The following is a 20574-nucleotide window of genomic DNA, read 5'->3' on the forward strand; positions in this document are numbered from 1 at the left end:
CCTCTCACCCTTGCTCCTGCGGGCGCCTCGCTTTTTTTTTCATACCCCCGCGGGGGGGGGGCGCGGGGGGGGGCGGGGGGGGGGGGGGCGGGGGGGGGCGCGGGGGGGGGGGGGGCCCCCCCCCCCCCCGCCCCTCGCTCATGGGCACCCCCTGCCGGGCCCCGGCCCACTCACCCCGAGTCGCCCGGCACCACCCCGTGGTCCGGCGGCGACAACCGGGCCGGGCGGCCCCGCGCGACCTGGCGCCCCGTCCGCCCCGCCGCCTGCTCGGCCCGGACCAGCGCCCGCACCGCCCGCCGGGCCTCTCCCCGCTCGGCCGGGGTGGCGCGGCCCGGCCGCCGGCCCCCGGTGACGGCCGGTCTCGACGCCGAGGCCACCGCGACGGCGAGCCCCACCACCGCCAGCAGCACGACCCCGAGCACCCCGGCCACGCCCAGCAGCGCGTACCCCACCAGGCAGGACACCGCCGCCAGCAGCGCGAACCCCTCGGCCCGCCTGTGACGCCGGCCGCCCGCCGTCCGCCGGGCTCCACCCAGGCTTCGCCCCGCTCCGGCCGAACGTCCTCGCCCGCCCGGCTCCCTCTGCGCATCCGCGTACATCAGCGTCTCCTCTCTCCCCCGGACCGCGCACGCCCGCCCGGCCACCTGCGGCGCCGACCGCTCCCGGCGGTGACGTACGGACGACCGGCCCGCGCGAGCGACCGGAGTAACTCAACGTGAGCATTACTTCATCCGAGAGTGACACACGGCTCCGACAAACGGCGGCGCTTCTCCAGCCCCGACCCCTCGGATCGCCTACCGTTTCGGCGTATCAACCCAGTAACTCCACTGTTCACAGCGATACCGCCCACTAGAGCGTCATTCCGCTTACTTCTCCGCACCCGGTCCGCCCTGCCGACCCCCTCACACCCCACCCGGCACACCCGCCCCTCACCTCACTTCGGCCCCGACCGCCCCCGCCCGCCTTGCGCGTCGCCGCTCCATCGCGCGGCTCCCCCGCCGCCCGCGCACGGCCGGTCGGGTCACAGGCCGGGGCACGGGACCGGAAAGCGACCCCCCATCCCTGGGCGCGCGTGCCATCCTGGCCGGATGAACGGACCGGAGATCCTCCTCACCTTCGCGCCCGAGCTGGGCCTGTTCGTCTCCCACGAGCGCCGGGCGGGTCCCAGCACCGTGATCACCGACGGGGCCTCCACACTCGGCCACGTGGTGGAGTCGCTCGGCGTCCCCCTCACCGAGGTGGGCACGCTGACGGTCGACGGCCGCGAGGTGGCGCGCGGGCACATCCCCGCCGCCGGGGAGCACGTCGCGGTGGGGGCCGTGGCACGTCCGCAGGTGGTCGAGGGGGCGCCGCTGCGCTTCCTCCTCGACGTGCACCTGGGCACCCTGGCCCGCCGGATGCGGCTGCTCGGCATCGACACCGCCTACGAGAGCCACGACCTCGGCGACCCGGCCCTGGCCGCCCGCTCCGCCGCCGAGCAGCGCGTCCTGCTCAGCCGGGACCGCGGCCTGCTGCGCCGCCGCGAACTCTGGGCCGGAGCGTACGTCTACAGCGACAAGCCCGACGAGCAACTACGGGACGTCCTCGGCCGGTTCGCCCCGGCGCTGACGCCCTGGACGCGGTGCACCGCCTGCAACGGCCGGCTGCGCGACGCCGACAAGGACGAGGTCGCCCGCGACCTCGAAGGCGGCACGAAGGCCACGTATGACGTCTTCGCCCGCTGCGACACCTGCGGGCGGGTCTACTGGCGCGGCGCCCACCACGACCGGCTGGAGACCATCGTCCGGCAGGCGGTGCGCGAGTTCGGCAAGGAGCCGGCCAGGGCCTGAGGCCCCGGCCGGCCACCGCGCCGGTCAGTCGCCGAGCTGGGCGGCGAGCAGGGCCGGGTCGGTCGTCGGCACGTCGCAGACGAAGCCCCGGCAGACGTACGCGGTGGGCACTCCGTCGACCGGTACGCGCCCGGCCAGCAGCGGCAGTTCGCCGTCGGCCGGGCCGACCGCGGTCACCGCTCCGGGCGCCGCCGACAGCAGCGCCGTACGGTGCAGCCCCGCCGTCCGCGGGTCGTCCGGGTCGCCGACCACGGCCACCTCGCGGGGACCGTCGAGCAGCGCCTCGGTGACGGCCAGGCCGTGGCCGATGAACCGCGGCACCTTCGGGCCGAGCGCGGCCACCACGCCGAGCGCCCGTTCGGCGGCGGTGCGGTGCGGCTCGGAGCCGGTCTGCGCCGCGTAGGTCAGCAGCGCCCCGGCGGCGGCGGTCCAGCCGGACGGGGTGGCGTTGTCGGTGGGGTCCTGCGGGCGCCGGATGAGGGCCTCGGCGTCGGATGCCGTGTCGTAGAGGGCGCCGCTCTCGTCGGTGAAGCGGTCGACGATGCCGTTCAGGAGCAGCCCGGCGAAGTCCAGCCAGACGCCCTCCCCGGTGACGGAGGCCAGCGCGAGGAACCCCTCGGCGACATCGGCGTAGTCCTCCAGCACGCCCGCGTGGGCGGAGGCGCGGCCGTCGCGGGAGGTGCGGGCGAGCCGGGCGTGGTCGTCCAGGTGGACGCGGACCAGCAGGTCGGCCGCGGTCACGGCGGCGTCGACCAGGTCCGGCCGCTCGAAGCAGGCGCCGGTCTCGGCGAGCGCGGCGATCGCCAGCCCGTTCCAGGCCGCCACCACCTTGTCGTCCCGCCCCGGCTCGGGCCTGCGCAGCCGCGCCTCGTACAGCCGTTCGCGGATCGCGGCGAGCCGCCCGGCGTCCTGGACGGCCCCGCTCTCCTGCGGCAGCCGCAGCACGGAGGCGCCCTCCTCGAAAGTCCCCTCCTCGGTGACGCCGAAGTGGGCGGCGGCGATCCGCCCGTCCTCCTCGCCGAGCACCTCGGTGAGCTGCGCGGGCGTCCACACGTAGTAAGCGCCCTCCACCATCCGCCCGTCGGCGTCCGCGCTGTCGGCGTCGATCGCCGAGGCGAAACCGCCCTGCGGGGTGGCGAGGTCGCGCACCAGGAACTCGGCCGTCTCCAGGGCGACCCGGCGGGCCAGGGCGGAGCCGGTGACCCGCCACAGGTGGGTGTGGACGCGGCAGAGCAGGGCGTTGTCGTAGAGCATCTTCTCGAAGTGCGGGACGATCCACTCGCGGTCGACGGAGTAGCGGGCGAAGCCGCCGCCGAGCTGGTCGTAGATCCCGCCGCGCGCCATCCGCTCGGCGGTGTCGGTGGCCATCTGGAGCGCCCCTTCGGCGCCGGTGCGGGCGTGGTGGCGCAGGAGGAACTCCAGCACCATGGACGGCGGGAACTTGGGCGCGCCGCCGAATCCGCCGTGCACCGGGTCGTACTCCCGGGTGAGCCCGAGCAGCGCCTGCGCCGTCTCCTCGGCGCCGGGCAGCCGGGTCTCGCCGAGCGTCAGCCGCCGCTCGCGCAGATCCGCGGTGATCTTCCCGGCCACCTCGCCGACCTCGCCGCGCCGGTCGGCCCAGGCGACGCGTACCCCTTCGAGGATCTCCCGGAAGCCTGGCATGCCGTGGCGGGGCTCGGGCGGGAAGTACGTACCGAAGTAGAAGGGTTCGGCCTCCGGCGTCAGGAACACCGTCATCGGCCACCCGCCCCGCCCGGTCGCCGCCTGCACCGCCTCCATGTAGACGGCGTCGACGTCGGGCCGCTCCTCGCGGTCGACCTTGACGTTGACGAAGTGCTCGTTCATGACCGCGGCGGTCGCCTCGTCCTCGAAGCTCTCGTGCGCCATGACGTGGCACCAGTGGCAGGCCGCGTAGCCGACGCTGAGCAGGACGGGCACGTCGCGCCGCCGGGCCTCCTCGAATGCCTCGGGCGACCACGGCCACCAGTCGACCGGGTTGTCGGCGTGCTGCAGCAGGTACGGGGACTGCGTGTCGGCAAGGCGGTTCATACGGCCACCCTCGCACGACCGGGACCCTCCAGCTCAACCTCGCGACGCCGTGACCGCGAAGAAAAATGCCGACCGCGGGCCCCCGGGTCGCGGCCGCCCCGCTCCGGCCGGCTGGACGTGGCGGGACGCCGGCGTCCGCGTCTCGTCCGGGCCGGGCGCTGCCCGCCCCTGCCCGCCGCGTGCGGGTCGGAAGGGGGCTCGGCCCCTATCCTCGCCGTACCGCCCCCAGCTGCGCCCTGTTCAGGCCCGGGGCCGCGAAGCGCTGGGCGACGGTGCGCAGGACGGAGGCCATCGCCTGGGCGGGCGGCGTGGCGGGGCGGGACCTGGCGCGGGCCAGCAGGACGCGGCGGGTGGGGGTGGGCAGGTCGGTGGCGAAGGGAAGCAGGCGGACGTCGCTGCGGCGGCTGGTGAGGGCGAGCCGCGGGGCGAGCGCGACGCCGAGACCGGCGGCCACCATGGCCTGCGCCTCCTGGTAGTCGTGCGAGGCGTAGGCGATACGGGGGTCGAACCCGGCCTGGCGGCAGCTGCGGCGCAGGACGTCGGCGACCGGATGGTTGTCGGCGCGGATGATCCATTCCTGGTCGGCGAGGTCGGCCAGCCGCACGGCGGCGTGCGCGCGCAGCGCGGAGTCCGCCGGGACCACCAGGACCGAGGGGTCGTCGAGCAGGTGGGTGAGGACGAGCGCCGGGTCGTCGATCCGGTTCCAGTCGTAGTCCCAGAGCAGCGCCTGCTCCACCTCGCCGGTGTGGAGCAGCTCGCGCAGTTCGGCCAGCACCCCCGCGCGCACCTCGATGCGGACCCCGGGGTGGCGGCGGCGGAAGCGGGTGAGCGCCAGCGGGAGCAGGGAGGCGCTCGCGGTGGGGAACGAGCCGAGCCGCAGCGTGCCCTGGTCGAGGTCGGCGAAGTACTCCAGGTCGGCCTGAGCGGCGCGTAGTTCGCGGCGGATCGCCTTGCCGCGCTCGGCCAGCGCGAGCCCGGCCGGGGTGGGCCGGATACCGCGCGGCAGCCGCTCGACGAGAGGCTGCCCCGCCTCGCGTTCCAGCAGCGACATCTGCTGGGAGGCCGCCGAAGTGGTCATGCCCATCGCCTCGGCGGCGGCGGTGAGGGATCCGCGTTCGGCGGCCTCGGTGAGGAGCAGCAGGCGGCGCGCGTTCAGCATGCCGGTGACTTTAGCTGAGCTGAACCCACCTGAAGAAGACTGCCATTGTGGCCAAGTCGCGCCTCTGCGAGGGTCGTCGCATTCGCCGGGGCGGTTCATCCACCGGCAACGCGCCCGTAACCCCTGACCGCCTCCCCTCTCCGTCACCGGTTCCGCACCGGCGTCGACCGAGAAAGAACCTCAGACATGCACACTCCCGCGACTCTGGTCCGTGGTGGCACCAGCAAGTGCTGGCTCTTCCACCAGGTCCATGTCCCCGCCGACCGTGAGGGGCTCGAACGCCTGCTGGTCGCCGCCTACGGCGCCACCGACCCGGTGGAGCTCGACGGCGTCGGAGGGGCCACCCCCACCACCTCCAAGGCCGCGGTCGTCGGCCGCTCGCCCGAACCCGGCACGGACATCGACTACCTCTTCGCGCAGATCGGCATCGGTACCGGCACCGTGGAGTGGACGAGCAACTGCGGAAACTGCGCGACGGCGGTCGCCCTGTACGCGGTCGCCAAGGGCCTGGTCCCCATCACCGGCGACCGGACGCGCGTGGTGATGCGGAACGCCAACACCGGCGCGGTGCTCGAAGGGCTGGTGGACACCGAGGGCGGCCTCGTCCACGACTTCGGCGAGCAGACCGTGCCGGGCACCCGGGCCGGCGGCGTCGCGGTCGGGCTCACCTTCCGCGACCCGGTCGGCCGCACCACCGGATCGGCGCTCCCCACCGGTTCGCCCGCGCAGGAGCTGCGGGCCGGTGACGCGGACCCGGTGCTGGTGAGCATGGTCGACGCGGGGGCCCCGGTGGTCCTCGTCGAGGCCGCCTCCGCCGCGCGCACCGGGGCCGAGACGCTGGAGGGGATGCGGGCGGAGGTGCCCTGGCTGCGCGCCGTCCGCCACGCTGCCGCACCGCTGATGGGCCTGACCGGACCGGGGCGGGACCCCGGCGACGCGGTACCGAAGGCCGGTCTGGTCGGCCCCCCGGTCGCCTACACGACGAGCCTCGGCGAATCCGTCGCCGCCGAGGAGTACGACGTCTCGGTCCGCATGCTCAGCATGAACGCCCCGCACCCCGCGATCGGGCTGACCTCGGCGGTCGCCCTCGCCGCCGCGGCACTGGTCGAGGGCTCGGTGGTCCATCGCGTCACCGGCGGCTCCACCGGCGAGTGGCTGCGGCTGGGCACTCCCGCGGGGGTCGTCGCGGTCCGCTGCTCACAGCTGCGGGACGGCCTGCCGGGCCTGGTCACCGTGCAGCGCGCGGCCCGGCTGCTCGCGGACGCCCGTATCTACGTACCCGAAACGGTCCGGCCGGCGGCGGCCTGACCTCCGGCCTCCCCTCCCCGGCCCTCAGCTCGACGTCCGTCCCCGAGAGCCTCACACCTCCTCGGACGGCCCGCGCCCCCGGCGGCGCCCATCCCCTGTCCCCACCGCACCAAGGACAATGATGTCTGCTGAAGTGATCTCGATAGGCGCGCTGCTGGTGATGTTCCTGGTCGGCACCATCCTGCCGATCAATCTGGGCATCCTCGCCTTCGTCGCCACCTTCGCCGTCGGCACCGTCTCACTCGGTCTCACCGAGGACGAGATCTTCGAGGGCTTCCCGGTGGAGCTCTTCGTGACGATCGTCGGCGTCACCTACCTCTTCTCCGTCGCCCGCCGCAACGGCACCATCGACTGGCTCGTCGCGGCCGGGGTGCGGCTGGTGCGCGGCAAGGTGGCGCTCATCCCCTGGGTGCTGTTCCTGGTCGCCGCGACGCTCACGGCCTTCGGCACCTTCACCCCGGCCGCCGTCGCGCTCCTCGTACCGATCGCGATGAACTTCGCCCACCGGTACCGGATCAACCCGCTGGTGGCGGGGATGCTGGTGATCAGCGGCGCCCACGCGGGGGCGTTCTCCCCGCTCGCCGTCTCCGGGGCGCTCGTGCTGGGGCTGCTCGACGACACCGGGCTGGAGGTCTCGGCGGCCACCCTGTTCACCGCCAGCTTCACGATCAACCTGCTGCTCTCGGTCCTCACCTACGCGTTCCTCTCCAAGCGCCCCGCGCCGTGGACCGGGGAGGCCGAGGCGGACGAGACCGGGGAGGAGGCCGCCGCCGGGTCCGGCCGGCTCGACTGGCGGCAGTGGCTCACCCTCGCCTGCCTGCTGGCGCTGGTGGTCGGCGCGCTCGGCTTCCGGCTGGAGATCGGCTTCCTGGCCCTGATGGCCGGTGCGCTGCTGGCGCTGGTGGACATGAAGCGCCAGGAGAAGGCCGTGGACGGCATCAGCTGGTCCACCCTGCTGCTGGTGGCGGGCATGATGACCTACATCGCGATGCTGGAGAAGGCCGGGATCATCGAGGACATCTCCGACCACGCCGCGAACCTCGGCGCCCCGCTCGTCGTCGCCCTCGTCCTGTGCTTCACCGTGGCCATCACCTCGGCGTTCGCCTCCTCCACGGCGATCCTCACCGCGATCATCCCCCTCGCGGTGCCGCTGCTGGTCTCCAGCCATCTCAGCGCCGCCGGGCTGGTCGCCGCCCTCGCGGTCTCCACCACGATCGTCGACACCTCCCCGTTCTCCACCAACGGCGCCCTCGTCCTCAGCAACGCCCGCGGCGTGGACACCCGCCGCTTCTACCGCCAGGTCATCGGCTACACCGGGGGCATCGTCGCGGTCGGACCGGTCGTGGCGTGGGGGGCGTTGGTCCTGCCCTGGTCCTGACGAAGGCGCGGGGAGCGGGCTCCCCCGGCCGCCGAACGGCCCGACGCGGCCTGCCCGCTCTCTCGCGAGGGCGGGCAGGCGGCTGCGGACGGTGGGGCGGTGGCTGACGGCGAACCTTGACGCGTTGCGCGAGGCGACCGCCGCGCTCGGGAGGGCGAGGGGTGGAACGGGCGGCGCCGGGGTGTGGGCCCCGCCAGCCCGGACCGACCGATTCCGCTCCCCCGCGCATGACGGCCCGCCAGGGGGCAACACGTTCCAGGTCCGCTCATCACCACCGCGCGAGAAAGGGACGCACATGAGCCAGATCGAGCAGTCCGTCGAGGTGCAGGCGCCGCTGTCCGCGGTCTACAACCAGTGGACGCAGTTCGAGGAGTATCCGCGCTTCATGTCCGGGGTGGACCGGATCGAGCAGCGGACGCCGACGCTCACCCACTGGGTGGCCGAGGTCGACGGCGTGCGCCGGGAGTTCGACGCCGAGATCACCGAGCAGATACCGGACGAGCGGGTCGCCTGGACGACCGTCGGCGGCGACGTGCGGCAGGCCGGGGTGGTCACCTTCCACCGGATCTCCGACGACCGCACCAAGATCATGCTGCAACTGGAGCACGAGCCGCACGGCGTCACCGAGCAGGCCGGCGACAAGCTCGGCGTCGTGCGGCGGCAGGCCGTGGGCGACCTGGAGCGGTTCAAGGACTTCATCGAGAAGCGCGGCACCGAGACCGGCGGCTGGCGCGGCCAGGTCTGACGCCGCCGCACGGCCCGGCGCACGGGAACGGGCCGGGCCCCCTCGGGGGCACCGGCCCGTTCCCGTGCGCCGGGCCGCTCAGCCCGCGGGTGCGGTGAGCACCGAGTCGTCCTCGACGCGGGCGCCGGGCAGCTGGTGGCGGGCGGCGATCACGGCGGCGTCGACGTCCTGGGTGCCGGTGGCCACGCAGAGGGTGTACGACACGTCGGCGAGCCTGCGCTGTGCCTCCTCGCCACCGTCCTGGGCGTTGAGCGCCCGCAGGGTCTCGTACTGGCCGATCAGGTCCCGCAGAACCGCGGGGTGCGCCATCAACATGGGGCATCCTTTCGTCGTCATGGCCGGTCGGTCGCGGCCTGGCTGCCGTGCCGCGCCCCTCCCTCGTACCGTGGCCGGGCGCACGTGCTGTCCGCCGCCGTCTTCCCCCGCCCAGGCCGCCCACACCCGGAGTTTCGTGCCGGGCGCGTGGGGTGACGGGGCCTCCGCTCCGGCGTACGACCCTCTCGCGCTGGGGCGCGCCAGGCTCCACACTGGGGCCGCGGAGGCGGGATGGGCGCGGTGGGGCTCCGCAGGGACCGGCCGGACGCGGCCGGGTGACGGGAAGGGGGACGTCGATGCGGACCAGCCATCGGACCCAGGCCGAGGAACTGCTGGCACGGGCGGTCGAGGAGGAGGTGCGGCGCTCCGGCGGCCGCACCGACGGACAGGTGCTGCTCTCCCGGGCCCGCGGCGAGCTGGACGGGCTGCTCCGCACGACCGACGAGGAATACGCGGCGTACGAGGCGGCCGTCGCCGCCGCCGAGGCCGAGCGGCAGAGTTTCGGCCAGCGGTACGCGCGCGAGGGCGCGGGTACGCCTCTGCTGGTGGCCGGGGTCGCGGCGGCCGCGGCCTGCGCGGCGGACCTGGCGTTCGGCACCGGCGCGGGCACGGCACTCGGCGCGGGGGCCGTGGTGGGCGTGGCCGGGGCGGCGGCGACGGTGGCGAAAGTGGGCGCGGTGCACTGGCCTGCCGCGCACCGGCAGGCGGGCGCGCTGGGGCAGCCGGGCGGGCCCGAGCAGTTGCGGCTGGCGTGGCTCACGGCGCTGGAGGTGCGCGGGGTGCGGCCGTTCCTGGAGCGGCAGCGGACCCCGGCGGTCCCGGCCGCCCGGCGGGCGGTTCCGGCCCGGCGGCACACCGGCCCGGTGCTGCGGCGGACCGACAAGAGCGCGCTGGCCAGGCGGCGTTCGGTGCTGGAGCGGTCGTTCGAGCGGCTGCCGTCGGGCGACGGGCCGTTCGCGGGCCGCCGGGAGCTGATGGCGCGGATCACCCAGGAGGTGCGTGCGGCGCGGGCGGCGACGGAGACCCGGCCGGTGGTGCTGGTGCTGCACGGTGAACCGGGCGCGGGCCGCACCACGCTGGCGGTGCGGGCGGCCCGGGAGCTGAAGGACCAGTTCCGGGGCGCGTGCGTGGTGGACCTGCGCGGCGGCGGGCAGAGCAGGACGGTGCCGCTGTCGACGCGGGAGGCGCTGCTGCACCTGCTCAACCGGCTGGGGGCGCCGCGTGAGCAGTTGCTCCAGCGGGAGCGGAGCTCGCCGGAGCAGCAGACGCGGCGGCTGGCCGAGCTGTACCAGCGGCACCTGACGGACATCCCCGTGGTCGTGGTGCTGGACGACGCCTGGGACCCGGAGCAGGTGGCCGCGCTGGTGCCGGAGCACTCGGACAGCCTGGTCCTGGTGACGGCCCGGGAGCCGATGGAGCTGCCCGCGGAGTCGGCGGCGCGGGTGCGGCAGCTCGCGGTGGGCGAACTGGACGCGGCCGGTGCCGAGGAGGTGCTGCGGGAGGCGGCGGGCGAGGCGGCCGACCCGTACGACGCGCAGGCCTCCGACCGGATCGTGGAGCTGTGCGGCGGGCTGCCGCTGGCGCTGCGGGTGGCGGGCTCGGCGCTGAGGGCCCGCACGCCCCGCGAACTGGCGGCGGCGCTGGGGGCGTACGGCCCGGTGAGCCCGGTGGAGCGGGCGCTGTGGCTGCGCTACACCGACCAGGAGGAGCAGGGACGGCGGCTGCTGCGGCGGCTCGCGCTGGCGGGCCGGGCCTCGCTGGGCGCGGCCGCGGCGGCGGCGCTGCTGGACACCGACGAGCAGGAGGCGGAGCGCCATCTCGCGGAGCTGGCGGGGGCGGGGCTGATCGACCGGGTGCGCGGCAGCCGCTACCGGCTGCACACCCTGGTCCGCGCCTTCGCCCGGGCCCGGCTGACCGACGAGGAGTCGGCGGCGGAACGGACGGCGGCGCAGGAGCGGCTGATCGTCAACTACGCGGAGCTGGCCGAGCAGGTGATCGGCCTGGTCGACGGCAAGTCCTCGACCCGTGCCGACTCGGCGTTCCGGGCCGGGCCGATGGGGCCGCACGGGTTCAGCTCGCTGGAGTACGCACTCAACTGGCTGGACCACGAGTCGAGCTTCATCACGGCGGCGCTGCGCGACGCGGAGGGCGTGGACCAGGGCGCCGTCCGCAACCTCCTGGGCGCCCTCTGCGACTACTGCCTGCTCCGCGGCGATCTGTACCGCCTCGGCGAGCTGAACGACCTGGCGCGCGCCGTCGACCAGGGGCTCCTGGCCCGCTCGGTGCAGTGGCGGACCGGTATCGCGGAGCGGCAGCTCGGCGAGCTGGACAAGGCGCGCACCACGCTGACCTCGGTGGTCGGCCTGTACTACGAGGCGCGGCACGAGCCGGGCGCCGCGCTGGCGCTCTGCTCCCTCGGCATCACCCTGCACCACCAGGGGAAGCTCGCGGAGGCGGCCGGGAAACTGCGGGAGGCGCTGGCGCTCCAGCAGCCGGGTGGGCTGGCGGCGGACCGCGCGTGGACGCTGCACGCGCTGGCCGCCGTCGAGCGCGACCGGGCCCGGCTCACCGAGGCCGAGCGGCTGCTCGCCGAGGCGGCCCGCCTGCACGCGGCCAACTCCTCGCTGCACGGCCAGGCGTGGACCCGCTTCCAGCTCGGCCAGGTCCGGCTGCGGCAGGGCGCCGCCGACAGGGCCGAGGAGGAGCTGCGCTCCGCGCTGGAGCTGTACGGCAGGACCGGCGACGTACGCGGCCAGGCGTGGGCCCTCACCCAGCTCGGCCGGGCCCGGCTGCACGTGGCCCAGGGGGCCGAGGGCCCGGAGGCCGCCGAGGAGCTGCGCGGCGCCCTCTCCCGCCACCGCGACAACGAGGACGTGCGCGGCGAGGCGTGGACGCGCTACTACCTGGGCCAGGCCCTGGAGGAGTGCGGCGACCTGACGACGGCGGTACGCGAGCTGGAACGGGCCCGCACGATGTTCTCCCGGATGCGCGACGTGTACGGGCTGGCCTGCGCCCGGCACCATTCGGCGCGGGTCACCCGCGACCTGCGGGCAGCGCAGACCGGTTCGCTCCGCAACAGCGGCTTCGCCCGGCAGCTGCTGATGGACGCGCGGGCCGATTTCCGGCGGATCGGCGTCGCCCACGGCGAGGCGTGGACCTGCGTGGAGCTGATGGTCACCGACGCGGGCAACGGGCGCACCGGCCAGGCCCTCGCGCTGGCCGAGGAGGCCGCCGCGCTCTTCGCCTCGTACGAGGACGGGCGGGGCGAGGAGTGGGCGCGCTTCCTGACGGCCACGCTCCTCCCCTTCGCCACCCCCGGCGGCACCGAGACCGGCACCGCCCAGGCCCTCGCCCTCCTCGACGACCTCACCTCGTCCCCCACCCCGGCCCGCGACCCCCGCCTGACCACCTGCCTGCCCGCCTACCGCCTCCTGCTGGAACGCGGCGTCGACCCGGGTGGGGAGTGGCCGGCGTGGGGGCTGGGGCTGGTGCCGGGGCGGCATGCCCGGGAGGTGATGGGGGTGTAGCCCTGCGGGGGCAGGGCGTGCCGGGGCGGAAGGGGAGTGCCCCGGCCTGCCGCCCGGCCGCATACTCGCCGCACGGCCTCGTCCTCCGGTCGGTTCCGCGATCCGCGCAGCACCCGGTACGGCTTCCTCGACCTCGTCCTCGTGCGCTGCCCGGGCTGCGCGGGGGCCGCGCCCGTCGTGCGGGCGCCCGGTGATCCCGGCCCGGGAGGCCGGAGCCTGTTCAGCGCGAGGCGTCTTGTCTGCGGGCGCTGCGGGGTGTCGCGGGTGTGCGCCGGCACGCCCCTCACGTCCCCGAACGGCGCCGCCGGACCCGCGACGGACCCCTACTTCGGCAGGCGGCCGCTGTGGCTCCGGTCCGAGACCCGGCACGGGCAGGTGTGGACGTACAACCTCGCGCACCTCGACCTGATCCACCGGTGCGTCCGGGCCACGCTGCGGGAACGGGCGCCCTGGTACGACACGGGACAGGGGGTGACGCTGGTGGCCTGTCCTCCGGCCTGGGTCAAGCGGGCCGGCAACCGGGAGGAGGTCCTTCGTGCCGTCGGCCGGATGCGGGCGGGGGCGCCTTCGCACCCGGGAGCGCGTAGGAATGCGCCCGGCGCCGCGTAGGGACGCGGCCGGAGCCGGTACGCGCGCCCCGGGAACCCCGAAGAGCCCCGGCGCGCGGTGTGCGGGCCGGGGCGGGTGCCGGGCCCGGGGCCCGGCGTGGCTACTTGCTCGCTGAGCCCTGGGCGGGGGCGCCGGTCGGCGCTGCCTCGGACTCGGTGAAGTCGACCTTGACCATGTGGCGGTTCATGGACTTCATCAGGGCCCAGACGGCGAGGGCCATCACGGCGAACACGATGAACCCGAGGACACCCGGGGTCACCTTGTTCTCGTCCAGGTCCTTGGCGAGGGGGACGAGGTGCGTCATTGCCAGGTTTGCGCTAGCGCTCATGTCAGCCATTGTCGCGGATGCCCGCGAAGAGGTCGTGCTCGGGGAGGGAGGTGGCGACGTGCGACTTGGCGAGCTCGTACTCCTCGGTGGGCCAGACCTCCTTCTGGAGCTCCATCGGGATGCGGAACCAGCCGCCCTCGGGGTCGATCTGGGTGGCGTGGGCGATCAGCGCCTTGTCGCGGATCTCGAAGAAGTCCGCGCAGGGCACGTAGGTGGTCAGCTCCCGCTCGACCCGCTCCATCCCGTGCCACCGCTCCAGCCACTCGCCGTACGGCGACTCCATGCCGCGCTCCAGGAGCGCCTCGTGCAGGGCGGTGGTGCGGGGGCGGTTGAAGCCCTGGTTGTAGTAGAGCTTCATCGGCTGGAAGACCTTGCCGAACTCGTCCTCCGGGAAGCGCTCCGGGTCCCCCGCGCCGTCGAAGGCGGCCATCGTGATGTTGTGCGTCATGATGTGGTCGGGATGGGGGTAGCCGCCGTTCTCGTCGTAGGTCGTGACGACCTGCGGGCGGAACGCGCGGATCGACTTCACCAGCCGCCCGGCCGCCTCCTCGACGTCCTCCAGCGCGAAGCAGCCCTCGGGCAGCGGCGGCAGGGGGTCGCCCTCGGGCAGGCCGGAGTCGACGAAGCCCAGCCACTCCTGCTGGACGCCGAGGATCTGCCGGGCCTCCTCCATCTCCTTGGCGCGGACCTCGTGGATGTTCTCCTCGATGTACTGGTCGCCCTTGAGCTTGGGGTTGAGGACGGAGCCGCGCTCGCCCCCGGTGCAGGTCACGACCAGCACGTCCACCCCCTCGGACACATACTTCGCCATGGTCGCCGCGCCCTTGCTCGACTCGTCGTCAGGGTGGGCGTGCACGGCCATCAGTCGCAGCTGCTCTGTCAAGACTCGATCCTCGTATTCACGGCGCCCTCGGTACATCGGCGCGATGGTCGGCTTCTATAGTGACCGAACCGGACGGTGGAAAATTCCGGTGGCCCCCAGCCCGAGAGGATTGATCATGAGCGCGGTGCGCGAGGACCTTCCCGAGGGCCGATACGGACGGGCCCGGTCCGCCGACGAGCGGACCGACCACCGGCTGAAGGTGATCGGCGCCGTGCTGGGCGCGCTCTTCCTCGCCGTGATCGTCTGGTTCGGCTGGTCGCACGTGACCAGCACCGCGATCAGCGGCGAGATGATCAAGTTCGACGTCTCCGCCTCCGGCGAGGCCAAGGTCCACCTTGAGGTGCACAAGGACCGCGAGGCCGCCGGTTACTGCACCGTGCGGGCCCTGGCGGAGAACGGCGCCGAGGTCGGCCGCAAGGACGCCCTCTTCGACCAGGACGCGGCCCGGGTCGACCAGGTGGTCTCCCTGCGGACCACCGCCAAGGCCACCGCCGTCGAGCTGGTCGGCTGCTCTCCCGCCTGACCGGGCCCCCGAACCGGCGACAGCGCCCGCGCTGCCGGGCCACGGAACCCGCCGCGACCTGCGGCGACGCCGCACCGGTCATATTCCTCCTCCCCCTTTCCCGCCTGAATTGTTAGGCTCGTGGTTTCGCCCACCCGGTACGGAACATCCTTCCGAGTAGGGCGATGCTTTGTATCCCAGTACCTACGAGGAGCACCTGTGACCCAGACCAGCGACAACGTCACCTGGCTGACCCAGGAGGCGTACAACCAGCTCAAGGCCGAGCTGGAGTACCTGTCTGGTCCCGCGCGCACCGAGATCTCGAAGAAGATCGAGGCGGCGCGTGAGGAGGGCGACCTGCGCGAGAACGGCGGGTACCACGCGGCCAAGGAGGAGCAGGGCAAGCAGGAGCTCCGTGTGCGCCAGCTGACCCAGCTCCTGGCCCAGGCGAAGGTGGGCGAGGCGCCCGCCGACGACGGCGTCGTGGAGCCGGGCATGGTCGTCACGATCGCCTTCGACGGCGACCCGGACGACACACTTACCTTCCTGATGGCCTCGCGCGAGTACGCCAGCGCGGACATCGAGACCTACTCGCCGCAGTCGCCGCTGGGGACGGGAGTCAACGGCAAGAAGGTCGGCGAGACCGCCCAGTACGAGCTGCCCAACGGCAAGCTCGCCTCGGTGAAGATCCTCGCCGCCAAGCCCTACTCGTCCTGACCCGTCCCTTCACCGGGCAGGTCGGCCGCCACAGGCTGCACCAGGTGCCCCCGGCTCCGGTTGTCCGGAGCCGGGGGCCCTTTCGCGTCCGCGGCGCCGGGACTCCGCCGCGCCCGGCGCGGGGCCGCCACCACGGACCGGCTCAGGTGGCGGACCGTCGGTACCTGCGGACGGCCAGGGTGCGGAAGACCACGAGGATCAGCAGGGACCAGATGATCGAGGCCCAGACCGGGTGCCGCATGGGCCAGGCGTCCGGGGTCACGAAGTCGGGCGGCAGATTGCCGAAGAGCTCGCGGCAGGCCTGCACCGTGGTGCTGAACGGGTTCCACTCCGCGATGTGCCGGAAGACGGTCGGCAGCCTGTTGGAGTCGACGAAGGCGTTGGAGATGAAGGTCAGCGGGAAGAGCCAGATCAGGCCGCCCGAGGTCGCCGCCTCCGGGGTGCGGACCAGCAGCCCGATGAGCGCCCCGATCCACGAGAAGGCGTAGCCGAGCAGGAGGAGCAGGCCGTAGCCGGCGAGGACGCTGCCGATGTTCTCGTGGGTGCGCCAGCCGATGAGGAGCGCGACGCCCGTCAGCACGACCAGGGTGAGGGCGGTCTGCACGAAGTCGGCCAGGGTCCGGCCGGTGAGCACCGCGCCTCTGGCCATGGGCAGCGAACGGAACCGGTCGACCAGCCCCTTGTGCATGTCCTCGGCGATGCCCGCGCTGGCGCCGGCCGTGGCGAAGGTGACGGTCTGCGCGAAGATGCCCGCCATCAGGAACTCGCGGTAGGCCGCCTGGGAGAGCGAGCCGCCGACCTGGATGGACCCGCCGAAGACGTAGGTGAAGAGCACCACGAACATGATGGGCTGGATGAGCCCGAAGAGGACCACTTCGGGGATGCGGGTCATTCTGATCAAGTTGCGCTGGGCCATGACCAGGGAGTCCACCACCGACTGGGCGACTCTCCCTCGGCGCTGCGGCCGGGACTCGTGCTCGGCGACGGTGCTCATCAGTCGGCCTCCTTCATGGCCTGGGCGCGGCGCGCGGCCGCGGACGACCGTCCGTCCTCCGGACCGCCTTCGCCGCTATCGCCGTCCTCGCCGTCCTCGCCCTCGGCCGCCTGGGTGGCGTGGCCGGTGAGGGAGATGAAGACGTCGTCCAGGGTGGGGCGGCGCAGTCCGATGTCGTCGATCTCGATGTTCCGCACGTCCAGCTCGCGGATGACCTCGGCGAGGAGCTTGGCCCCGCCGGAGACCGGGACGGTGAGCTTGCGGGTGTGCTCGCTGATGGCCGGGGCGCCCTCGCCGACGCGGGTGAGGACCTCCACGGCGTCGGCGATGCGCTCCCGCTCGTGCACGACCAGCTCGACACGCTCGCCGCCGGTGCGGGCCTTGAGCTCGTCCGAGGTGCCCCGGGCGATGACCCGGCCGTGGTCCACGACGCAGATGTCGTCGGCGAGGTGGTCGGCCTCCTCCAGATACTGGGTGGTGAGGAGCAGGGTGGTGCCGCCCTCGACCAGCTCCTGGATGACGTCCCACAGGGCCTGCCGGTTGCGCGGGTCGAGGCCGGTGGTGGGTTCGTCCATGAACATCACCGGCGGCGAGACGACGAGGGCCGCGGCGAGGTCCAGGCGGCGGCGCATACCGCCGGAGTAGGTCCTCGCCGTGCGGTCCCCCGCGTCGGCGAGACCGAACCGCTCCAGCAGTTCCCCGGCGCGGGCCTTCGCCTCGCGGCCGGTGAGCTGGTAGAGCCGGCCGACCATCTGGAGGTTCTCACGGCCGGTCAGGTACTCGTCGATGGCGGCGAACTGGCCGGAGAGGCCGATGGCGCGGCGCACCTCGTTCGGGTTCTCGACCACGTCGATCCCGGCGACCACGGCGCGGCCGCTGTCGGGCCGCAGAAGGGTGGTGAGGCAGCGGACGGCGGTGGTCTTGCCCGCGCCGTTCGGGCCGAGCATGCCGAGGACGGTGCCCTCGGGGACGTCGATGTCGACGCCGTCCAGCGCTCTGACGTCGCCGAAGGTCTTGACCAGACCTTCGGCGTAGATGGCGCCTGGCATAGGGATCTCCTGCCGTGAGGCTCTGTGCGGAATATCAGGTTTGCTCAGGCGTGTCCGCGATTCTCGCGACGCGCGGAGGAGGAAGCAGAGCAAGGCGAAGGGGCGGCACCCATCCCGCCCCACTCCGATCACGGAGAGTGACGCGAGACACACCATAACGCGATGTATCGCGTCTCACAACGCATTCCGGCAACAGCCTCCGACGAGAAGGGGAAGCCAGTGCTCCACTCGCCGCTCCCCCACCGCCGACCACCCGCACGCCGGCCACCCCACGCACGAGGGGCGGGCCCCTTCAGGCGCCCGCCCCTCTCGTCTCACGCGACCCGCGACCCGCGACCCGCGACCCGCGCCCCGCGGCCCAGCCGCGGCCGCGCTCACTCCATGACCAGGTACCCCGCCCCCCGCAGCGCCGCCCCCACGCTCGCGCAGTGCTCGGGCCCCTTCGTCTCCAGGTGGACCTCCACCTCCGCCTCGGTGAGCCCCAGCCGCGGATCGGTCCGCACGTGGCTGACGTCGAGCACGTTGGCGTCGGCGCCGGAGAGCACCGCCAGCAGGGTCGCCAGGGCGCCGGGGCTGTCGGTCAGCCGCAGCCGCAGCGACAGGTACCGTCCGGCCGCCGCCATGCCGTGGGTGAGGATGCGCTGCATCAGCAGCGGGTCGACGTTGCCGCCGGAGAGCACCGCCACCACCGGCCCCTCGAACGCCTCGGGCTTGCTCAGCAGCGCCGCCACCGGGCTGGCCCCCGCCGGTTCGACCACCTGCTTGGCCCGCTCCAGGCAGAGCAGCAGCCCGCTGGAGAGGGCGTCCTCGGTGACCGTGACGACCTCGTCCACCAGGTCCCCGACGATCTGGAACGGCACCTCGCCGGGCCGCCCGACCTTGATGCCGTCGGCCATCGTCGACGGCCGCTCCACGGCCACCGGCCGGCCGGCCGCCAGCGACGGCGGGTAGGCCGCGGCGCCCTCCGCCTGCACCCCGACGATCCGCACGTCGGGCCTGAGCGTCTTGACGGCGACCGCTGTCCCCGCGGCCAGCCCGCCCCCGCCGATGCCCAGGACGATCGTCCGCACCTCGGGGCACTGCTCCAGGATCTCCAGCCCCAGCGTGCCCTGGCCCGCGATGACGTCGGGGTGGTCGAAGGGGTGGATGAAGACGGCGCCGGTCCGCTCCGCGTACTCCTGGGCCGCCGCGAGCGTCTCGTCGACCACCTCGCCGTGCAGCCGCACCTCGGCACCGTACTCGCGGGTCGCCGCGACCTTGGGCAGCGGCGCCCCGACCGGCATGAAGACGGTGGAGCCGACGCCGAGCAGGGTCGAGGCGAGGGCCACGCCCTGCGCGTGGTTGCCCGCGCTGGCGGCGACCACGCCCGCGGCCCGCTCCTGCGGGGAGAGGCCGGCGATCCGCACGTACGCGCCGCGGAGTTTGAAGGAGCCGGTGCGCTGGAGGTTCTCGCACTTGAGGTGGACCGGCGCCCCCACCAGCTGGGAGAGGTGGCGGCTGCCCTCCATCATCGTGATCCTCGCCACCCCGGCGAGCATCTTCTGCGCCCCGCGCACGTCGTCGAGTGTCACCCGGGGCGGCCGGACGGCCTTGCTGTCTGTCATGGGACCAGTGTGGCCGCTCGCCCGCGCCCCGGATACGCCGTCGCCCCCCGACGGGGGTCCCGGGCCGCCGGGCAACCGCCGCAGCGCCGGTACGGTCCGCACCCGGGCCGCGTACGCTGTCCCCCCAACCGTCCCTCCCGCACGAAGTGAGCCCTGGCCATGCCCATGACCGAGGACATGTCGACCACTGCTTCCGGCGACCCGGGTCCTTCCGGAAGCTCCGGGGAACCGTCCGCCCTCTTCGACACGCTCCAGCACCAGGTGGCCGTCTTCGCGCGGCGCGCCGAGCAGACCCGCCTCGGCGGGGTCGGCGCCGTCCGCAACTCGATGGACCGCGCCGCCTACCTCCTCCTCAACCACCTCGACAAGGAGGGCCCGATGGGGGTGAAGGCGCTCGCCGCCAGCATGGGCATCGACTCCTCCACCGTCACCCGGCAGGTCGCGCCACTGGTCGACAGCGGGCTGGTCAGCCGCACCAGCCACCCCGAGGACGGGCGCGCCGTCGTCCTCCAGCTCTCCGCGCTCGGCCTCAACCGGCTCGAAGAGGTCCGGGCCGGGCGGCGCGAGCTGCTGAAGGAGCTCACCGGTGGCTGGAGCGACGCCGACCAGGAGGCCTTCTGCCGCCTGCTGACCCGGTTCAACGAGGAGATCGTGGCCCGCCAGAACCGCCTCGCCCAGCCGCCCGGAACCGCCGAGAGCTGATCCGTACCGGCCTCTTGACCCCGCGCGCCCCCTGCCCTCAGATGGGAGCCGGACCCGCTGCGGCGGGCAGGAGGCCCGGTGAGCCCACGCCACGAGATCCCCCGTACCGCCCGCGCCCGCGCGTTCGCGTCCTTCGCCGCCGGGGCGGGCGGGCGGCTCCTGCACCTGGCCACGCTGCTCACCGCCGAACCGCCCGGCGACGCCCCGTACGCCCGCCGCCTGCTCACCGCCGCCCTGGCCCGCACCTACGCCGACTGGGACACCCTGCGCGGCGACGACCCCTACGACCGCACCCGCCAGGACCTCGTCGCCCGCTACGCCCGCGCCGCCTGGCACCGCCGCCTCGTCCCGGCGGGCCGCGCCCCCGCCCCCGGCCCCCTCGGCGCGCTCACCCAGCACGAGCGCGTCGCGGTGGTACTCCGGCTGTACGAGGGCGTCCCCGAGGAGCAGGCGGCGGCCCTGCTGGGCCTGCACGTCGAGCGGGTCAGGGCGCTGACCGCGCGGGCCACCGTACGGCTGACCCGGCCGCCCGGCGCCGCGCCGGAGACCCCGGAGCGTGCCCGGTGAGCGGCGCCGACCACCGGAAGGACCGCGTCCGCCGGCTCCTCGACACCCCGCCGCCGCCCGTGCCGCCGGGCCTGACGACCGAGGCGGTGCGCCGGGGCGAGCGGCTGCGCCGCCTGCGCGCCGGGGCGGTCCGGCTGCTCTGGGCGGCGCTCGCGGCGGCCGCGACGGGGCTGGCGGTGTGGCTGGTGCTGACGCGGCCGTGGGCCGCGCCGGAGGTACCGGTCACGCCGCCGCTGACCGGCTGGTGACACGGCGCGGGGCCGGGCCCCCGTTCGGACCCGGCCCCGCGCTCACCGGCGTACCGGCGTA

The 20574-nt window shown here is 74.3% G+C and carries 20 protein-coding genes; 11 read left to right on the forward strand and 9 right to left on the reverse strand.

The genetic code is table 11. The features are described 5' to 3' along the window. Nucleotides 1–170: 170 nt before the first annotated feature. Nucleotides 171–464 (reverse strand): hypothetical protein, encoded by a 294-nt coding sequence (locus tag ACFWMZ_RS00640; RefSeq protein ID WP_383198946.1) that lies wholly within the window; start codon nt 462–464, stop codon nt 171–173. Between the two features lie 624 nt (nt 465–1088). On the opposite strand from ACFWMZ_RS00640, the gene ACFWMZ_RS00645 reads away from it, so the two are divergent. Continuing rightward, the gene (locus tag ACFWMZ_RS00645) at nt 1089–1829 is read left to right on the forward strand and encodes a Mut7-C RNAse domain-containing protein (protein WP_383183632.1); all 741 of its coding nucleotides are present in this window, start codon (nt 1089–1091) and stop codon (nt 1827–1829) included. Nucleotides 1830–1853: 24 nt separating this feature from the next. Here ACFWMZ_RS00645 and ACFWMZ_RS00650 read toward each other — a convergent pair whose 3' ends face one another. Both ACFWMZ_RS00650 and ACFWMZ_RS00655 read right to left on the reverse strand, forming a co-directional pair. Further along, entirely contained in the window at nt 1854–3878 is a 2025-nt protein-coding gene (locus ACFWMZ_RS00650) for a thioredoxin domain-containing protein (RefSeq protein ID WP_383198948.1), read from the reverse strand. Between the two features lie 205 nt (nt 3879–4083). Beyond that, nucleotides 4084–5037, reverse strand: coding sequence for a LysR family transcriptional regulator (locus ACFWMZ_RS00655; protein WP_383183596.1), 954 nt, complete (start codon nt 5035–5037; stop codon nt 4084–4086). 186 nt (nt 5038–5223) lie between these two features. On the opposite strand from ACFWMZ_RS00655, the gene ACFWMZ_RS00660 reads away from it, so the two are divergent. The 3 genes from ACFWMZ_RS00660 (at nt 5224) to ACFWMZ_RS00670 (ending at nt 8468) form a co-directional block, all read left to right on the forward strand. Beyond that, nucleotides 5224–6345, forward strand: coding sequence for a PrpF domain-containing protein (locus ACFWMZ_RS00660; protein WP_383183594.1), 1122 nt, complete (start codon nt 5224–5226; stop codon nt 6343–6345). A 121-nt stretch (nt 6346–6466) separates the two neighbouring features. Beyond that, nucleotides 6467–7723 (forward strand): SLC13 family permease, encoded by a 1257-nt coding sequence (locus ACFWMZ_RS00665; protein ID WP_383183592.1) that lies wholly within the window; start codon nt 6467–6469, stop codon nt 7721–7723. Nucleotides 7724–8018: 295 nt separating this feature from the next. Continuing rightward, nucleotides 8019–8468: an SRPBCC family protein gene (locus tag ACFWMZ_RS00670; RefSeq protein WP_383183590.1), complete on the forward strand. Its 450-nt coding sequence runs from the start codon at nt 8019–8021 to the stop codon at nt 8466–8468. Nucleotides 8469–8546: 78 nt separating this feature from the next. Here the strand turns inward: ACFWMZ_RS00670 and ACFWMZ_RS00675 are convergent, their stop codons facing one another. Further along, nucleotides 8547–8783, reverse strand: a complete 237-nt coding sequence (locus ACFWMZ_RS00675) for a DUF5133 domain-containing protein (RefSeq protein ID WP_383198950.1) — start codon at nt 8781–8783, stop codon at nt 8547–8549. A gap of 296 nt (nt 8784–9079) precedes the next feature. On the opposite strand from ACFWMZ_RS00675, the gene ACFWMZ_RS00680 reads away from it, so the two are divergent. Together ACFWMZ_RS00680 and ACFWMZ_RS00685 are read left to right on the forward strand one after the other, a co-directional pair. Next, complete coding sequence (locus ACFWMZ_RS00680; protein ID WP_383198952.1) at nt 9080–12310, forward strand: NB-ARC domain-containing protein; 3231 nt, start codon at nt 9080–9082, stop codon at nt 12308–12310. Between the two features lie 36 nt (nt 12311–12346). After that, nucleotides 12347–12919 carry a hypothetical protein gene (locus ACFWMZ_RS00685; protein WP_383198954.1) on the forward strand — a complete coding sequence of 191 codons (573 nt, stop codon included), beginning with the start codon at nt 12347–12349 and terminating at the stop codon, nt 12917–12919. Nucleotides 12920–13019: 100 nt separating this feature from the next. On the opposite strand, the gene ACFWMZ_RS00690 is transcribed toward ACFWMZ_RS00685, so the two are convergent. Together ACFWMZ_RS00690 and mca are read right to left on the reverse strand one after the other, a co-directional pair. After that, complete coding sequence (locus ACFWMZ_RS00690) at nt 13020–13256, reverse strand: hypothetical protein (RefSeq protein WP_383198956.1); 237 nt, start codon at nt 13254–13256, stop codon at nt 13020–13022. Next, nucleotides 13249–14130, reverse strand: coding sequence for a mycothiol conjugate amidase Mca (gene mca, locus ACFWMZ_RS00695; RefSeq protein ID WP_383198958.1), 882 nt, complete (start codon nt 14128–14130; stop codon nt 13249–13251). The genes ACFWMZ_RS00690 and mca overlap by 8 nt, the downstream gene beginning before the upstream one ends. A gap of 115 nt (nt 14131–14245) precedes the next feature. Here mca and ACFWMZ_RS00700 point away from each other — a divergent pair, with 115 nt between their 5' ends. Continuing rightward, nucleotides 14246–14653 carry a DUF4307 domain-containing protein gene (locus ACFWMZ_RS00700; protein ID WP_383179516.1) on the forward strand — a complete coding sequence of 136 codons (408 nt, stop codon included), beginning with the start codon at nt 14246–14248 and terminating at the stop codon, nt 14651–14653. A gap of 198 nt (nt 14654–14851) precedes the next feature. Further along, nucleotides 14852–15349, forward strand: coding sequence for a transcription elongation factor GreA (gene greA, locus ACFWMZ_RS00705; RefSeq protein ID WP_383179513.1), 498 nt, complete (start codon nt 14852–14854; stop codon nt 15347–15349). Nucleotides 15350–15491: 142 nt separating this feature from the next. Here the strand turns inward: greA and ACFWMZ_RS00710 are convergent, their stop codons facing one another. From ACFWMZ_RS00710 to ilvA, 3 genes are all read right to left on the reverse strand, one after another. Beyond that, on the reverse strand, nt 15492–16343 hold the full coding sequence (locus ACFWMZ_RS00710; protein WP_383198960.1) for an ABC transporter permease: 852 nt from the start codon (nt 16341–16343) through the stop codon (nt 15492–15494). Beyond that, nucleotides 16343–17392, reverse strand: coding sequence for an ATP-binding cassette domain-containing protein (locus ACFWMZ_RS00715; protein ID WP_383198962.1), 1050 nt, complete (start codon nt 17390–17392; stop codon nt 16343–16345). Before ACFWMZ_RS00715 ends, ACFWMZ_RS00710 begins: the two co-directional genes overlap by 1 nt. A gap of 374 nt (nt 17393–17766) precedes the next feature. Beyond that, nucleotides 17767–18996: a threonine ammonia-lyase gene (gene ilvA / locus ACFWMZ_RS00720; RefSeq protein WP_383198964.1), complete on the reverse strand. Its 1230-nt coding sequence runs from the start codon at nt 18994–18996 to the stop codon at nt 17767–17769. A gap of 177 nt (nt 18997–19173) precedes the next feature. Between ilvA and ACFWMZ_RS00725 the strand changes: the two genes are divergently transcribed. The 3 genes from ACFWMZ_RS00725 to ACFWMZ_RS00735 all read left to right on the forward strand — a co-directional run bounded on the left by ACFWMZ_RS00725 (nt 19174) and on the right by ACFWMZ_RS00735 (nt 20513). Beyond that, on the forward strand, nt 19174–19698 hold the full coding sequence (locus ACFWMZ_RS00725; RefSeq protein WP_383179551.1) for a MarR family winged helix-turn-helix transcriptional regulator: 525 nt from the start codon (nt 19174–19176) through the stop codon (nt 19696–19698). Nucleotides 19699–19776: 78 nt separating this feature from the next. After that, complete coding sequence (locus ACFWMZ_RS00730) at nt 19777–20265, forward strand: sigma factor-like helix-turn-helix DNA-binding protein (protein ID WP_383179501.1); 489 nt, start codon at nt 19777–19779, stop codon at nt 20263–20265. Continuing rightward, nucleotides 20262–20513, forward strand: a complete 252-nt coding sequence (locus ACFWMZ_RS00735; RefSeq protein ID WP_383179498.1) for a hypothetical protein — start codon at nt 20262–20264, stop codon at nt 20511–20513. Before ACFWMZ_RS00730 ends, ACFWMZ_RS00735 begins: the two co-directional genes overlap by 4 nt. Nucleotides 20514–20574 lie beyond the last annotated feature (61 nt).

The organism is Streptomyces sp. NPDC058373 (assembly GCF_042723275.1).
Classification (GTDB): domain Bacteria; phylum Actinomycetota; class Actinomycetes; order Streptomycetales; family Streptomycetaceae; genus Streptomyces.

What these genes read in the sequence shown, in the direction of transcription:
- ACFWMZ_RS00645 (WP_383183632.1), top strand. Translation starts at nt 1,089, where the DNA reads ATGAACGGACCGGAGATCCTCCTCACCTTCGCGCCCGAGCTGGGCCTG.
- ACFWMZ_RS00675 (WP_383198950.1), bottom strand. Translation starts at nt 8,783, where the DNA reads ATGTTGATGGCGCACCCCGCGGTTCTGCGGGACCTGATCGGCCAGTAC.
- ACFWMZ_RS00710 (WP_383198960.1), bottom strand. Translation starts at nt 16,343, where the DNA reads ATGAGCACCGTCGCCGAGCACGAGTCCCGGCCGCAGCGCCGAGGGAGA.
- ilvA (WP_383198964.1), bottom strand. Translation starts at nt 18,996, where the DNA reads ATGACAGACAGCAAGGCCGTCCGGCCGCCCCGGGTGACACTCGACGAC.
- ACFWMZ_RS00680 (WP_383198952.1), top strand. Translation starts at nt 9,080, where the DNA reads ATGCGGACCAGCCATCGGACCCAGGCCGAGGAACTGCTGGCACGGGCG.
- ACFWMZ_RS00690 (WP_383198956.1), bottom strand. Translation starts at nt 13,256, where the DNA reads ATGGCTGACATGAGCGCTAGCGCAAACCTGGCAATGACGCACCTCGTC.
- ACFWMZ_RS00715 (WP_383198962.1), bottom strand. Translation starts at nt 17,392, where the DNA reads ATGCCAGGCGCCATCTACGCCGAAGGTCTGGTCAAGACCTTCGGCGAC.
- ACFWMZ_RS00670 (WP_383183590.1), top strand. Translation starts at nt 8,019, where the DNA reads ATGAGCCAGATCGAGCAGTCCGTCGAGGTGCAGGCGCCGCTGTCCGCG.
- ACFWMZ_RS00660 (WP_383183594.1), top strand. Translation starts at nt 5,224, where the DNA reads ATGCACACTCCCGCGACTCTGGTCCGTGGTGGCACCAGCAAGTGCTGG.
- ACFWMZ_RS00650 (WP_383198948.1), bottom strand. Translation starts at nt 3,878, where the DNA reads ATGAACCGCCTTGCCGACACGCAGTCCCCGTACCTGCTGCAGCACGCC.
- ACFWMZ_RS00665 (WP_383183592.1), top strand. Translation starts at nt 6,467, where the DNA reads ATGTCTGCTGAAGTGATCTCGATAGGCGCGCTGCTGGTGATGTTCCTG.
- ACFWMZ_RS00700 (WP_383179516.1), top strand. Translation starts at nt 14,246, where the DNA reads ATGAGCGCGGTGCGCGAGGACCTTCCCGAGGGCCGATACGGACGGGCC.
- ACFWMZ_RS00725 (WP_383179551.1), top strand. Translation starts at nt 19,174, where the DNA reads ATGTCGACCACTGCTTCCGGCGACCCGGGTCCTTCCGGAAGCTCCGGG.
- ACFWMZ_RS00655 (WP_383183596.1), bottom strand. Translation starts at nt 5,037, where the DNA reads ATGCTGAACGCGCGCCGCCTGCTGCTCCTCACCGAGGCCGCCGAACGC.